The organism is Acetobacterium sp. UBA5834, assembly GCF_002435675.1.
In the GTDB taxonomy this organism is placed as follows: domain Bacteria; phylum Bacillota; class Clostridia; order Eubacteriales; family Eubacteriaceae; genus Acetobacterium; species Acetobacterium wieringae.
The window spans coordinates 22,312-36,692 of sequence record NZ_DJGY01000053.1; the positions used below are offsets into that span (position 1 = coordinate 22,312).

At 42.6% G+C, this 14,381-nt stretch carries 11 protein-coding genes, 1 pseudogene and 1 riboswitch; of the genes and pseudogenes, 7 read left to right on the forward strand and 5 right to left on the reverse strand.

From position 1 onward, the window contains the following. Positions 1-27 precede the first annotated feature (27 nt). The 3 genes from B3F51_RS10550 to B3F51_RS10560 all read left to right on the forward strand — a co-directional run bounded on the left by B3F51_RS10550 (position 28) and on the right by B3F51_RS10560 (position 5,522). The gene (locus tag B3F51_RS10550) at positions 28-1,128 is read left to right on the forward strand and encodes an HD domain-containing phosphohydrolase (protein ID WP_286946976.1); all 1,101 of its coding nucleotides are present in this window, start codon (positions 28-30) and stop codon (positions 1,126-1,128) included. Continuing rightward, on the forward strand, positions 1,125-4,037 hold the full coding sequence (locus B3F51_RS10555; protein ID WP_286946977.1) for a response regulator: 2,913 nt from the start codon (positions 1,125-1,127) through the stop codon (positions 4,035-4,037). The genes B3F51_RS10550 and B3F51_RS10555 overlap by 4 nt, the downstream gene beginning before the upstream one ends. 144 nt (positions 4,038-4,181) lie before the next feature. After that, positions 4,182-5,522 (forward strand): MFS transporter, encoded by a 1,341-nt coding sequence (locus tag B3F51_RS10560; RefSeq protein WP_286946978.1) that lies wholly within the window; start codon positions 4,182-4,184, stop codon positions 5,520-5,522. A 101-nt stretch (positions 5,523-5,623) separates the two neighbouring features. On the opposite strand, the gene B3F51_RS10565 is transcribed toward B3F51_RS10560, so the two are convergent. The 3 genes from B3F51_RS10565 to B3F51_RS10575 are packed head-to-tail and all read right to left on the reverse strand — an operon-like array spanning position 5,624 to position 7,003. Beyond that, positions 5,624-6,115 (reverse strand): flavodoxin domain-containing protein, encoded by a 492-nt coding sequence (locus B3F51_RS10565; protein ID WP_286946980.1) that lies wholly within the window; start codon positions 6,113-6,115, stop codon positions 5,624-5,626. A 21-nt stretch (positions 6,116-6,136) separates the two neighbouring features. Continuing rightward, complete coding sequence (locus B3F51_RS10570; protein WP_286946982.1) at positions 6,137-6,523, reverse strand: FMN-binding protein; 387 nt, start codon at positions 6,521-6,523, stop codon at positions 6,137-6,139. 15 nt (positions 6,524-6,538) lie between these two features. Further along, positions 6,539-7,003 carry a MarR family winged helix-turn-helix transcriptional regulator gene (locus tag B3F51_RS10575; RefSeq protein WP_414632374.1) on the reverse strand — a complete coding sequence of 155 codons (465 nt, stop codon included), beginning with the start codon at positions 7,001-7,003 and terminating at the stop codon, positions 6,539-6,541. Positions 7,004-7,214: 211 nt separating this feature from the next. Here B3F51_RS10575 and B3F51_RS10580 point away from each other — a divergent pair, with 211 nt between their 5' ends. From B3F51_RS10580 to B3F51_RS10595, 4 genes and pseudogenes are all read left to right on the forward strand, one after another. Then, entirely contained in the window at positions 7,215-8,543 is a 1,329-nt protein-coding gene (locus B3F51_RS10580) for an HAD hydrolase family protein (protein WP_286946984.1), read from the forward strand. A gap of 64 nt (positions 8,544-8,607) precedes the next feature. Next, positions 8,608-8,756, forward strand: a riboswitch (cobalamin riboswitch). A 125-nt stretch (positions 8,757-8,881) separates the two neighbouring features. Further along, positions 8,882-10,996: pseudogene (locus tag B3F51_RS10585) on the forward strand (anaerobic ribonucleoside triphosphate reductase); the annotation flags it as partial. Positions 10,997-11,428: 432 nt separating this feature from the next. Beyond that, positions 11,429-12,106: an SHOCT domain-containing protein gene (locus B3F51_RS10590; protein WP_026393644.1), complete on the forward strand. Its 678-nt coding sequence runs from the start codon at positions 11,429-11,431 to the stop codon at positions 12,104-12,106. A 64-nt stretch (positions 12,107-12,170) separates the two neighbouring features. Further along, entirely contained in the window at positions 12,171-12,413 is a 243-nt protein-coding gene (locus tag B3F51_RS10595; protein ID WP_026393643.1) for an SHOCT domain-containing protein, read from the forward strand. A gap of 360 nt (positions 12,414-12,773) precedes the next feature. Here B3F51_RS10595 and B3F51_RS10600 read toward each other — a convergent pair whose 3' ends face one another. Both B3F51_RS10600 and B3F51_RS10605 read right to left on the reverse strand, forming a co-directional pair. Beyond that, complete coding sequence (locus B3F51_RS10600) at positions 12,774-13,073, reverse strand: SHOCT domain-containing protein (protein WP_286946988.1); 300 nt, start codon at positions 13,071-13,073, stop codon at positions 12,774-12,776. Positions 13,074-13,270: 197 nt separating this feature from the next. Then, positions 13,271-13,948, reverse strand: coding sequence for a hypothetical protein (locus B3F51_RS10605; protein WP_286946989.1), 678 nt, complete (start codon positions 13,946-13,948; stop codon positions 13,271-13,273). Between the last annotated feature and the right edge of the window lie 433 nt (positions 13,949-14,381).

Here is a 14,381-nt window from a genome sequence, read left to right on the forward strand (position 1 = left end):
GTAAATAATAAAAGCTTAGGGGGAACAATGAGCACAAAGATATTGATTGTGGATGATTCGACCACAGATCGGCTGATTATCAGTACCATGTTGGCGGATTATCAGACGTTGACAGCCTGTGATGGGTTGGAGGCCATGGAATTAATTGCCAAAAACCCGGACATTGATTTGGTCATTCTTGATTTAAACATGCCCAGAATGAACGGATTCGAAGTGCTGGAAGCACTACAGAAAAATCCGGAATATCGCAAACTCCGTACCATTATTCTGACTAATTATGATGAAATCGACAATGAGGTCAAAGGCCTGGAATTAGGAGCGGTGGATTATATCAGAAAACCCCTTAATCTTCAGTCGTTGCTGATTCGGATTAACATCCATATCAAATTAAAGCGGATCCAGAAAATGATCGAACAGGATAATGAACGGCTGGATGCCATGGTGTTAAAGAAAACCAGAGAGGTGGCCGCCACCCGGGACATCACCATCCAGGCGTTAGTCGGGCTGTTGGAAGTCCGCAATGTTGAATCGTCCAAACATACCATCCGTACCCAATTAATTATGAAAATTCTTTGTGATCATTTAAGTGAAAAACCCAAATACCAGGATATCCTCAGTGAAAACTACGTAAAGGAGTTGGTGACCACCACCCCGCTTCATGATATCGGTAAGGTCGGCATTCCTGATAATATTTTATTAAAACCGGGAAGACTTACTGAGGATGAATTTACAATCATGAAAAAACATGTGGATTACGGGGTCAATGCCCTGCAAAATGAAATTTACTGTGATGAGGATGTCCCCAGCTTTATCAAAACGGCCATGGAAATTGTCGGGGCCCATCATGAAAAATATGATGGCAGTGGATATCCCCGGGGATTAGCGGGAGCAGAGATACCGCTGCCGGGACGTCTGATGGCGATTATCGACGTCTATGATGCGCTGACCAGCAAACGGGTTTATAAGCCAGCTTATGATTATGACTATAGCATCAATCTGATCCGGAGTGAAAGCGGGAAACATTTTGATCCGGAGATTGTGACGGGGTTTCTGGAAATCCAGGAAAAAGTAATAGAGATTTCCCGTAAATTCATTCAGGACACCGATGATTCTGAGGTCTGGTCATGAAGCTCTTGACCAGGGTAATGGTGATACTGATCATTATTCTGGGCTGGCCGTCTTTTTGTTATGCCCGAGATGACACCATTAGTTGGACCCCTGAAGAACTGGCGTTTATGGAAGAGCATCCGGTAATCCGGCTGGGGGTCGACCCCAAGTTTGTGCCCTTTGAGTTTTTTGATAAAGATGGCACCTATCAGGGTATTACCTCGGACTATCTGGAAATAATCAGTGAAAAAACCGGTTTGGAGATGGTGGTTACCCCCGGGTTGACCTGGACTGAAGCTTATGAAAAAGCCCTTCATGGCGAGGTCGATATGCTCCCGGCGGTTTCAAAAACACCGGCCCGGGAACACTATTTTTTATTTTCAGAACCCTACTATTATTTTAAGCGGGTCATTGTGGTGCGGGATTCCACCCAGGGAATCAGCAGCCTTGAAGATCTGTTCGGTCAAACCGTGGCGGTTCAAAAAAACAGTTCCCATCACAGCTATCTGGCAGACTATCCGCAGCTTAACCTGAGTTTGTACGACTCGGTCGAAGCCGCCTTAACGGCCGTTGCCGATGGCAGTGAAACGGCTTTTGTGGGAAATCTGGCGACCACCAATTATCTGATCAATTCAACGGGTCTGACTAATCTGAAGTATGTCGCCTTCGAAGCCGAAAAACAGCAGGGCCTATATTTTGCGGTACGCAACGATTGGCCGGTTTTGATTGGCATCATTGATAAAACCCTGGCGACCATCACCCCGGAAGAGCGGATTGCGATTAACAGCAAGTGGGTTGGGGCCGATGTGGAACCGGATTATGGTCCGGTTTATCAGGTAGTCATGATAGTCAGTGGGGTCATTATTCTGATCTGGCTGGTGTCGATTTATTGGATTTTACGGCTCCGTCGGGAAATTGACACGCGCAAGAAAATTCAGTGTGATCTGGAAATTGCCCGCCAGGAAGCCGAGGCCGCCAACACGATAAAATCCAGTTTTTTGGCCCGAATGTCCCATGAAATCCGGACGCCCCTAAATGCGATTACCGGGATGGCCTATCTGGTTAAAAAAACCCAGGTAACTCTGACCCAGAAGATGTATCTGGATCGGATCACTCAGTCGGCGAATACGATGCTGAGTATTATTAACGATATTCTTGATTTTTCTAAGATTGAAGCCGGAAAAATCGAACTGGAGCGGGTTTCTTTTAATCTGGATCAGGTGATTCAGGATGTGATTAACATCGTATCCTATAAAATCGAAGAACAGCGGATCGGTTTTAAACTGACCAAGGATCCCAAAATTCCCAACTGTTATTTCGGTGATGCCAAACGGATTGAGCAGATTTTATTGAACCTGATTAATAATGCCACCAAATTTACCAACACCGGAGAAGTCTCCCTTGATATCCGTCTGGTGGCCAGGGAATCCAATTACTATCATCTGGCCTTTACCGTCCGGGATACCGGCATCGGGATGACCGACGAGCAGATAAAAAATCTGTTCGAACCCTTTGCTCAGGGCGATGCCAGTATTAACCGCCGTTTTGGGGGGACCGGGCTGGGGCTTTCGATTGTCAAAAGTCTGGTGGATATGATGAAGGGCGAGATTGAAGTTTACAGCACTGCAGGTGAAGGATCAACCTTTATTGTCGAATTGTCTCTGGAAAAAGATCAGCAGAGCGAACAGGAATATCAGCAGCAGGTTTCGTCACTTTATTTCAATGATATAAAGACCCTGGTACTGGAAAAAACCGGGTCAAATATGAATATAATTGACAGTTATCTCGGCGCCTTTGGAATGCATTGCGAGCTGACCACCTCGTCGGTCAGTGCCATCAGCATGCTGGAACTGGAAAATGGCAAATTTACGGAGCCCTTTGATCTGCTGATTCTGGATTACGATACGCCAAGTGGTGGGGGCTTTAAATTTGTTGAAATGATCCAGGAAAACAAGAAAATCCTCAAAAAGCCCAAGGTTATTATGCTATTGCCGATGATGCGGGAAGACTTGTTTGACCAACTCGATACCCAGGGGGTTGACATTGGCATCGGCAAACCGATCATCCCCTCAGTTTTATACAATGGGATTTTGGAGATTTTTAGAACCAAAGCAATTGTCGCCAATCAGGAGTTTAAGCAGGAAACGATCAATAAAGATATCCTGGATAATAACTATGGTATCCTGGTGGTGGAAGACAACAAAACCAATCAGCTGATTGCCAAATCACTGTTGAAACCAGTCGGTTTCCGGGTTTGGCTGGGTAATGACGGACAGGAAGGGGTAGAGCTCTTTAAGGCGCACCGCAGTGATATTGATTTAATCCTGATGGATTTGCACATGCCAGTACTTAATGGTTATGAAGCGTCGGAGCAAATCAGAACGCTCTCGGCGGATATTCCAATTGTCGCCATGACCGCTGATGTGATTGAGGGGGTAAAGGAAAAGTGCGAATCATGCGGGATTCATCACTACATCAGCAAGCCCTTTGATCCCGAGCAATTTGTCGAAACCATCAGCAAAATTATCAGCGTCGAAACAGCTACTTCAAAAGAGTCCAAGCACCCGGACAGTGATCAGAACAAGGAAAGGGCAGATGGGGTTGCGGTTCTTGATCGGGCAGAGGGGCTCCGTTATATGGGGAACAATCAGGCGCTCTATCAGGAGGTACTGGCAGCCTATTTCACTGAAAATCAGGAAGTGGTTGAAAAACTGGCGCTCGCTATCAAAAACCGGCGCTATCAGGAAGCCGCCCAAATGGTTCATAAGGTTAAAAGCAGTTCTGGCAGTATCGGCGCCAGGAAACTTTTTGAAGTGGCCAAGGCCTTGCAAAAAGCTCTGGAAAGCTGTGATGAAAGGGAAATAGCCAGTCTTCATCCGGCATTTTCGCAGGCCATGAAACAATTGCTGACGATGATAAAAAGCGATTAAGAGCAATGCGGGTGGATAAGTTAACAGCGGGTACCATAAGGGATATAGATAAACAAATTCTTCCAATTCACACCGGGATTTTGTAGCAAAAACCAATAGTTGTGCTATAATAATCACAACGTAAGTATGATGAGGAGGGTAACAATGTTAAATATTGCTTCGCGGATTGATCAGCTGCCGATGACATCAATGTTGAAAAAGGTTCTTTTGTTAACCGGGATCGGCTGGATGTTTGATGCGATGGATCAGGGGATGGTTTCCGGTGTGATGGCAGCCATCGGTAAAGAATGGGCGTTAGATCCCAGTCAGCTCGGGTTGCTGGGCAGCATCGGAATGCTGGGGATGGCCTTGGGTGCCGGTTTGTCCGGGATGGCCGCTGATAAGTGGGGCCGCCGAACGGTGATTATGTGGACCCTGATTATTTATGGGGTCTCCAGTGCGCTGTCCGGTTTTGCCGTCAATTTTACGATGCTATTGGTACTGCGGTTTTGTACCGGTTTTGGACTGGGTGGGGAGTTGCCAGCGGCATCAACCCTGGTCAGTGAGTTTTCGCCGACCCGGATGCGGGGCAGAAATGTAATTATTCTGGAGAGCTTCTGGGCCTGGGGATGGCTGATTGCCGCCTTTGTGGCTTACTTGTTTATTCCCGTCTATGGCTGGCGGATGGCCTTTTTAGTGGGTGGTATTCCAGCCCTGTTTGCAGCTTTCTTTCGGATGGCCGTGCCGGAATCGCCCCGGTATCTGGAATCAGTGGGAAAAACCGCTGAAGCCGAAGCATTGCTGGTAACCATGGAAAAACAGGCCAATATTACCAGTCAGGTTGAGTCTACTGAAGTTGATAAACTTAGTCATATCAAGGCATCATTTTTAGATTTATGGTCCAAGCCCTATATAAAATCTACCATTGTATTATGGGTGATCTGGTTTGGGATCAATTTTGGTTACTATGGTTTTGTTTTGTGGACGCCGTCACTATTGGTGGCAAAAGGCTTCACCCTGACAAAAAGTTTTGAATTTACGCTGATCATGTGTCTGGCCCAGTTGCCGGGATATTTCAGTGCGGCGTATCTGATTGAGAAAGTTGGCCGAAAAAAAGTGCTGGCCATTTATTTTGCCGGAACGGCACTGGCGGCCTGGCTATTTGGCCATGCTGGCAGTGTGGAACAGATTCTGATCTATGGTTCAATGCTTTATTTTTTCAGTCTGGGTGCCTGGGGCTGTGTTTATGCCTATACGCCAGAAGTTTATCCGACCTTTTTCAGAGCGACCGGTTCTGGCTGGGCCGCCGCATTTGGACGGATTGGCGCTTTTTCGGCTCCCTTTATTGTGCCGGTGATCTATAATTACTATGGCACCGAAATCGGCTATACCAATGTATTTATTACTCTGACCCTCGTATTTGCAGTGGTGGCCATTGTGGTAGCGGTGTTTGGGAAGGAAACGATGGGGAAAAGTCTGGAAGAGATTAATAGGCCCGGGATGTAGTTATAAATAATTTATAATTCAATATAAAAAAAGGACTGCCTGTGATCGTTTATTCGGTCACAGGCAGTTTTAAATGCAGATTTTCTTTGAAAAATAAACCATTAAGAAAGGTTATTAATAATCGTGGCCATATTTAAAATATTTTCCGGCAATGGTTTCATTGGCGGCGTATTATTTTTGTCAGACGATTTTTCGACCATATTTGAAACGAATTTATGAAAAAAATTCATTTTATCGGGCCGCATCTCGCCGCCGAAATTTTCAATCGAAACAGCCTGATTCAAAAGAGTCTCAGGGAAGGCGGTTTTAAAATAGTCGTCAGAATGCTCGGCTGATCCACAGGAAATAAAAAAGCCAATCTTTTTATTTTTTAATGCATCAAGATTTTTGAGACAGTAGTTTTTAATCGGCTTCTGTATCTGGCCCATATAGATGGAACCGCCAATTAAAATCGTATCATAGTCATCAAGGGTGGGGATACTCTCTTTAGTGATGTTGACGATCTGAACGTCACCATTTACATTCTTCTTTAGCATTTGCACACAATCTTTTGTAAACCCATAGGTGCTGGCATAAAGTATCAGGGTTTTCATCAATTTATTCCTTTCTTTTGCTTAATTTGATAATGCGTTTTCAATGGATTTCAGATACGCCTTACTGGTAACCGTGGCGCCGGTGACGGTGTCGACGGTGGTGTTCTGTTTTTCGATGACACTGCTTATAATGGTGTTGGTCACATCAGGCGTTTCCAGACTGACGGTTTTGACCACCGCAATGTTTGAAATCTGGTGATCAGCCACGCTGACGGCGACCTCATTGCTCCAGCGCCCGGCCTTATAAACACCGGTATAGGTGCCGTCTTCAATTCCTTTCAGATCGACGGGGTTAATCGCCAGATTTTCGCCGGCTTCCAGGCCGTTGGTGATGTAAAAAACGCCACCGGCGCCGACCAGTACCAATACCCCCAGAATACTGAGAATAATAATTATTGCTTTTTTCATCTGCTTTTCCTCCTGTTATTTTGATTCCTGGTTCATTTTTTCCAGGTTGGCCAGCAATTTTTCAATAACCGACCGGGTCATTGCCAGTTCTTCGTCAGATATACCATCAAATAATTTTTCGGTAAAGATTTCTGATTTCTGCTGACTTTCTGTGCCAAACGAATCAACCGCATCGGTTAGCTTAATCCGGGTGATCCGGGCGTCATGGGGATCTTTTTCCATCACAACAAAGCCTTTTTGTTCCAGTTTAAGCGCCACCTGTTTGACATTCTGATGGGAACTGCCCATGCTTTTTGCTACTTCCTTAAGGGTTGGGTCGTGATCAAAAATATTCTGCACCACAATGGTCAGCAGCCATTGCTTGGTTGTCAAGTTGTATTCTTTCAGTTCCCGTTCCAACAGGGTGTCCATCTGGTTGGCGACGACTTGGACACCGCCAAAGATGAATTTTTGATCGGGCATTGAATCCATATTGTCCAAAATATAACCTCCACTTATCAATTAAGGTAATACATTACCATAATTGATAATACATTACCTTTTTTTATCTGTCAATACTTTTTAGAAAAATTAATCTGTTTCTGAAAAAAGTTAAGGGGTATCTGTATTTGAAAGGGTTTGCAGAAATTTAAGCGGCAGAAAATTTCAAATGTGTGTTATTATAGACAGGCATCAGAAAGAGGAGAAGGTTATGCCAAAAGTAGGAATGCGAATTTTTAAAACATTTATAGCGGTTTATCTCTGCTTCTTAATCTATTTATTAAGAGGCGAGCAAGGCTCCCCCTTCTATTCGGCGATTGCGGCGATTTTATGCATGCAGCCCTATGTTTCCAATAGCTTTAAGGTAGCCATGAATCGAACCCTGGGTACCTTTATCGGTGGGGCGATGGGGTTGGGATTGCTTATTTTTGAGCGGAGCTTCATCCCGGTGGATATGCCGATGCTGCAATATCTGGTGGTATCCTTGTGCGTTATCCCGCTCATTTATTTTACGGTCGCCATCAAAAAACCAACGGCATCTTATATTACCTGTGTGGTTTTTTTAAGCATTACAGTGACCCATGGGGCCGATGTGAATCCGCTGATCTTTACCATTGACCGGATCGTGGACACCCTCATTGGTATCTTTGTGTCATTGGGAGTCAATGCTTTTCACTTGCCCCGGCGCAGAAACAGAAAAACCCTCTTTGTCACCAATCTGGATGGTTCCTTGTTGAATTCCCAAATTGAAATCAGCAGTTACTCCAGAATAAAACTAAACACCATGATCCGCCAGGGCGCTTTGATTACCATTGCCACGACCAGAAGTGCCGAAACCCTGCTGCCCCTGCTGGAAGGCGTAGAAATAAAGGTTCCCGTTATCATGATGAATGGGGCGGTTTGGTATGATCTGCAAAAACGAAGTTATTTAAGCTGCAAGAAAATGAATCCGGAAGTGGCCAAGCAACTGATTGATGTTTTTGAAAAACGGGAGCTGAATTGTTTTACCCACACCATCATCAATGATGTTCTCCATGTTTATTACACCAGGCTTATTAATCCGGTGGAGGAAAAAATCTATCATTCCAAAAAGCGACTCCCGGAACAGAGCTATGTGTGCGGCGAGGTGCCAAATGATCAAAGCGTTTTATCGATTATGGCAGTGGATCAGAAGGCGACGATCGTCCAGGTTAAAGCGGCCATCATGAAGCTGGAAATTGCGTCAGCGGTTAATGTTGAGTGCTATCCGGATGATCAACATCCGGGCTATTACTTTCTCGAAATAACCAGCCGGGAAGCCTCGGTGAAAAATGCCATCATGGATATGAAAGCCCGATATGCTACCGATAAAGTGATTGCGTTTGGCAATGACATCAGGAATGCAGCGATGCTGGAAGCCGCCGATTTTGCTTATGTGGTTGAAAATGCATCCATCGAACTAAAAGAAATGGGCTGGCCGCAGATAGGAGCGAATGACGATGATGCAGTGGTCAAGACCATCAGTCGCCATTTTTATGCCAAACCGGGGAGCTTTAAATAATGATAACCGTTTGCAGGTGACAAGGGGTTTGACACCACATCTTGTATATGATAAAATTAAAACAACCAAATATGAAGATAACGGTGCTGTGCCAACCGGTGCAGCATGGGGGAAGCCGGTGCAAATCCGGCACGGTCCCGCCGCTGTAAGGGGGAGATTTTTTTAAAAAGATCAAGCCTAAGTCAGATTACCCACCGTTATTTGTCACACCAGACTCTACGCGTGATAGAGGGTGTTTGAGCCAAGCAATCTTAGACCTCTTGACCCACGCCGTCGAGAGGTTTTTCAATGCCCGAAACAACAAAAAGACTCGCAGGAAAGTAGGAAAACAAACCAGGATGATTACGAAGATCAAAAAAAGAGATGGACGAGAAGCCCCTTTTAATATTGAAAAAATTGCCAATGCCATTTTTAAGGCCGCCAGTGAAATCGGCGGCCAGAATTATCAGACCGCCATGGAGCTATCTGAAAAAGTGGCCATCTATATCGAACAGGAAATGAACACCAATACCCCGACGGTGGAAGAAATTCAGGATGCGGTGGAAAAAATTCTGATCGAAACCGGACATGCAAAAACCGCAAAGAAATATATTCTCTACCGGGCCGAGCGAACCCGAATCCGGGAAATGGATACCCGCTTGATGAAAATATATGAGGATCTGACCTTTAAAGAAGCCAAGGACAACGATGTTAAACGGGAAAATGCCAACATTGACGGCGACACCGCCATGGGCACGATGCTGAAGTATGGATCAGAGGGCGCTAAACAGTTTTATGAAATGTTTGTCCTCAATCCCGAGCATTCAACCGCTCATAAAGCCGGTGAAATCCACATTCACGATATGGATTTTTTAACCCTGACCACTACCTGCTGTCAGATTGATTTAGAACGCTTATTTAAAGATGGGTTTTCGACTGGTCACGGCCATCTCCGGGAACCCAACGATATTCAGAGTTATTCGGCGCTGGCCTGCATTGCCATTCAGTCCAACCAGAATGATCAACATGGCGGACAGAGTATTCCCAACTTTGACTATGCCATGGTGCCTGGGGTGAAAAAAACTTTTATCCGGCTCTATCGGGAGAATTTGGCCAAGGCCCTGACCTTATTGACCGATACCAAAAATGCCTTAGCCAAGGTAAAGGCCATCAGTGAAGATATCGAAAAGAAACTGGGGTTAAAGCCCGAGCTAAATCAACCGAAGAATTATCTGGAAGCCGAAGCCCGGAGTTTGGCGTTATGGATAGCGGATGCCAACAGCATCAGCCGGGCTCAGAATTTTGCCATGGAAAATGCCGAACGGGAAATTGACCGCAGTGTTTATCAATCCATGGAGGCCTTTGTTCACAATCTCAACACCATGCACAGCCGGGCTGGGGCTCAGATTCCGTTTAGTTCCATCAACTACGGGATGGATACCTCAATTGAGGGGCGTCTGGTCATAAAAAATCTGCTTTTGGCAACGGAGGCCGGATTGGGAAATGGCGAAACCCCGATTTTTCCGATTCATATTTTTAAGGTGAAAGAAGGGGTCAATTACAACCCCTGGGACCCCAATTATGATTTGTTTAAATTGGCCTGTCGGGTCAGCGCCAAGCGTTTGTTTCCCAATTTCTCCTTTTTGGATGCGCCCTATAACCTGAAATATTACAAAGCTGGCCAACCAGAAACTGAAATTGCCTATATGGGCTGTCGTACCCGGGTGATCGGCAATGTCCACGATCCCAGTCGGGAAATTACCTATGGCCGGGGCAACTTAAGTTTTACCACCATCAATCTGCCCCGGATTGCCCTAAACTGCAAGGGTAACCAGGACGTGTTTTTTACTGAGTTGGATCAGAAAATTGATCTGGTGATTGAGCAGTTGCTGGAACGGTTTGAAATTCAGGCCCACAAAAAAGTTAAAAACTTTCCTTTCCTAATGGGCCAGGGCGTTTGGATTGATTCTGCAGATCTGACCGACGAGATGGAAATCCGGGAAGTACTGAAACACGGCACCCTGAGTATGGGCTTTATCGGCCTGGCGGAATGCCTGACGGTTTTAACCGGCAAACACCATGGCGAAGCGGCAGAAGTACAGGAGCTGGGGCTTGCAATTATTGGCCACATGCGCAAGCGGATGGATGAAACCAGTCAGGTCTATGGCATGAACTTTACCCTGCTGGGCACCCCGGCCGAAGGGACTGCCGGACGCTTTGTTAAGCTGGATAAACAGGTATTTGGCGAAATTCCCGGGGTAACCGATCGGGAGTATTATACCAATTCGTTCCATATTCCGGTTTACTACCCCACCAGTGCCTATGAAAAAATTACCCTGGAAGCACCCTATCATGAGTTGACCAACGCTGGACACATCACCTATGTGGAAATGGACGGCGATCCCCTCGACAATCTGGAAGCCTTTGAGAAGGTGGTTCGGGCGATGAAGGAAGCTGGCATCGGCTACGGTGCTTATATAAGGTAAAAAACATAATAAATATACTTAAATGGCTAAATAATAGTATTATAGATTTATTACATATAATCAAAAAATATAATAAAACTTAAAGACCAATTCAGAAATGCATATGAAATAGTATGTGTTTTTTTTGATGCGTTTAAGTAGAGTTCAATTAGATTGATCAATTATTATTTAGCTATCAGTTCCCATTCAGAACGATGAAATCGAAAGATCAAAGATAATTTGATAAATCTAACCCCGGAAAATATTAAATCCATTAGTTTTGACAACAATTTATGACACTAAACAGGCTGCTTACTAAACATTTAGGTTATCCCGCCCATTACACGATATCATAAAGCAAACTATATTATAAATTCTTGATTCTTGTTTCATCCATATTCATTGGGGTATCAAATTAATCAAGTAAGGAGTGTGGAAAAAATGAAAAAAGTAATTCTTGTCTTCACTTTATCGTTGTTAGCCGCTTTGGCTCTTACTAGCATTTCATTTGCGGAAGAGATGGAACTTAAAAGTCCGGATGTTATACTATCAGAAATTATGGTAGAGCAAGGAATTAAGGATGCAACACAGATTGATCCAAACAAAGTAAACCAGGAGACACTTGAAGCATTAGGTGATTCGGTGATGGAAAAAATGATTGCTAATTCAGCTATGCATGAACAGATGGACATCAAACTAGGCGGAGACGGATCAGAATCCCTTAGAGCCTTTCATATCAATCTTGCTGTCAATTATCTAACAGATTACCCAAATGGGATGATGAATCTCATGAGCGGAGGAATGATGACGAATAGTTATTCATCTACTAATTCTGGATGGTACGGAAATGGAATGATGAATAATAATTCATATGCCAATTCAGGATGGAATGGATATGGGATGATGAATTCTTTTGTATCTGCAGTGGTTACCATTGGTATTATTGCCATATTTCTGATTTTAATTATTGGCGTCATAATTTTTGCAGTGATAAGATCAAAAAAGATACCGATAGCTCAGGAAAAATCTCTGGAAATATTAGGTATAAGGTACGCACAAGGTGAAATCACAAAGGAAGAATTTAATAATATGACAAAGAACATCCGCTCCCTAAAATAAATTCAGATTTTAGTTGGGTTCATTAGAGTGAAATATGTTTGAGAATAGAAAGAAGGAATCAATAATGATGTATGGCATAGGTTATGGTGGTGGTTTTGGCTTCTTTATGATGTTTGGATTGTTTCTATTACTTGTTCTGGTTATCATCGGAGTGTATTTTATTGTTCACCATTTTACAAATTCAAATGTAAAAGAAGGAACCCGTTCAGGTGATAAAGCTCTGGAAATTTTGCATGAGCGGTATGCTCGCGGTGAAATCGATGAAGAAGAGTACAATCGAAAAAAAGCGGAGTTACGAAAGTTATAGCTAAGACAGGATGGAAAAGGACTGTGCTTTCTGGTGCTGTCCTTTTTTTTAGTAGTTTTGATGTAATGGTTGGTCAAATAGGTAATTATATTTCCAACTGTTATAAAGTGTAAATATAGTTGAAAATAAAGAAAGGCACTTCCAATTGAGGCGGAAAATCTATATTTTGTGCTTCTTATTGGCTTATCGAAAAATCTATGTATAAAGCAATGAAGGGACAAATAACGGTTTGTCGCCATTTATTGTCCCTTAAGATTAATTCACACGATATTAGTTTTCAGAGTTTACACAAAAAATGAAACATTTTCCTGGTTTTCGGAAAAGAGATCTCAAGGTCTAAAGCAGGACTCTTAAAGCTGATTATAAATTATGTTTCCTTAATTCTATTTTCTTCTTAGCATATTCTTCATCAGCAATTTCTCCAGATGCATAGCGTTCATTCAAAATTTCTAAAGATCGATCTGTTGTTTGATATTTAAATCGATTGTTTTGGGGATTTCCGTTTTTTGAAAACCAAACAATAGCAACAACCACCACAAGCACTAATAGTAATACCATAAACATGGTTACACCCCCTGTTATTCCCATCATACCGAATCCATTGTGCATACCATACAGTGAGTGAATTCCGTGCCAACCTAACGTATTAAATCCCATCATTTTATTAGCCACCTTTCAACTGATTTCTTGATTTTACTTGATGTATATCTTTGTACTTATTCTAATAAAATTATGTGTAGATCTTATGTAGATTTCAATTACAAAAATATTTTCTCAACTATTTTCATTTGATCAATTTCTCGACTATTTCTTAAAATTCTTGCCATGTAGATTATTAAGAAATTTTCCTCAATAATCTATTTCAAATAATATATTTTTAATAATTTCAACTGCGTATCATTTGGATCCTTATTTTTCATTACTTTCCATTCGTTAAGTTTATCAACATTTAGCCCAGCCTTTACAAGGTCTTCAGCACCAACAACAAAGGCCATATCTTTATTTACACGTCCATCTGCATTCCAATGCACTTGAAAGCCTTGATCGAGACTTAGAATATAACCATCATTTTCTAAAACAGCAATTTGTTCAGGTATCTGACTTAATAGTTTCTCGAATGCTTCATTAGAGTCTTTATAGATTTCTTTGTTACTGCTGACATCGAATTTATAAATGAGCATATTTGGATTGTTGTCCGAAGCTGCTACATAAGTGAAGGGTGTTCCTCCGAGTTTAGTAACATCTAATCCAGCATTTATGAATTCATCAGCATTTATAGAAAGAGAAAAGTCAGCGTCGCTCACAGAAGGATCTTCTGTCCATTCAAATTTATCGCCGTCTTTAAGTAGGAGCCCAAAATGGTTTAATGCCTCATGATAGACTTTATTTTCTAAATTGTTAGTTACTATCAAATTAAAACTACTGGCTGCATCCCTTATAATCGCACTATTGTTTTTAGATGTCCTATCATTGCAACCCGTTAATGCAAATATTAACAAGGCTACAAAAGTTATTGCATAAAACTGCTTTTTCATATTTTCCTCCTAAATTATTGCATAAATATCGTTAAAAATGAGCCGCTTTACACTTTTTAAAAATATTCATCAAAACTATCACAAGGTGGTAACTATAGATTCTATTCACGGCATTTTAATTTTTATCAAATAAAATTAAAAAATCTTGTCTTGATTCACAGAAGGATGAGCACATGTTTCGATAAAATCAAGCTATCACACTTTTCAACGTTTGTCAACAATGATTCGCATCAGACAGCACTGCTGAAGTGTTTATTAATATGGCCTAAATTAAAGGAGTCAATTATAGAGTTAGATCTTCTCGGCTGACAAATTTTATATAGCTATTCTCAATATCATTCTAAGAAATTTCTCTTTTTGAACGACGAACAGTTTTTATTGCTATTTTGCCTGGATATTACGGGGTGGCGGGGTTCTTCCGCAAAAAGCCGTT

What these genes read in the sequence shown, in the direction of transcription:
- B3F51_RS10595 (WP_026393643.1), top strand. Translation starts at nt 12,171, where the DNA reads ATGATGTATGGCATAGGTTATGGTGGTGGTTTTGGCTTCTTTATGATG.
- B3F51_RS10570 (WP_286946982.1), bottom strand. Translation starts at nt 6,523, where the DNA reads ATGAAAAAAGCAATAATTATTATTCTCAGTATTCTGGGGGTATTGGTA.
- B3F51_RS10605 (WP_286946989.1), bottom strand. Translation starts at nt 13,948, where the DNA reads ATGAAAAAGCAGTTTTATGCAATAACTTTTGTAGCCTTGTTAATATTT.
- B3F51_RS10590 (WP_026393644.1), top strand. Translation starts at nt 11,429, where the DNA reads ATGAAAAAAGTAATTCTTGTCTTCACTTTATCGTTGTTAGCCGCTTTG.
- B3F51_RS10600 (WP_286946988.1), bottom strand. Translation starts at nt 13,073, where the DNA reads ATGATGGGATTTAATACGTTAGGTTGGCACGGAATTCACTCACTGTAT.
- B3F51_RS10565 (WP_286946980.1), bottom strand. Translation starts at nt 6,115, where the DNA reads ATGAAAACCCTGATACTTTATGCCAGCACCTATGGGTTTACAAAAGAT.
- B3F51_RS10580 (WP_286946984.1), top strand. Translation starts at nt 7,215, where the DNA reads ATGCCAAAAGTAGGAATGCGAATTTTTAAAACATTTATAGCGGTTTAT.
- B3F51_RS10560 (WP_286946978.1), top strand. Translation starts at nt 4,182, where the DNA reads ATGTTAAATATTGCTTCGCGGATTGATCAGCTGCCGATGACATCAATG.
- B3F51_RS10555 (WP_286946977.1), top strand. Translation starts at nt 1,125, where the DNA reads ATGAAGCTCTTGACCAGGGTAATGGTGATACTGATCATTATTCTGGGC.
- B3F51_RS10550 (WP_286946976.1), top strand. Translation starts at nt 28, where the DNA reads ATGAGCACAAAGATATTGATTGTGGATGATTCGACCACAGATCGGCTG.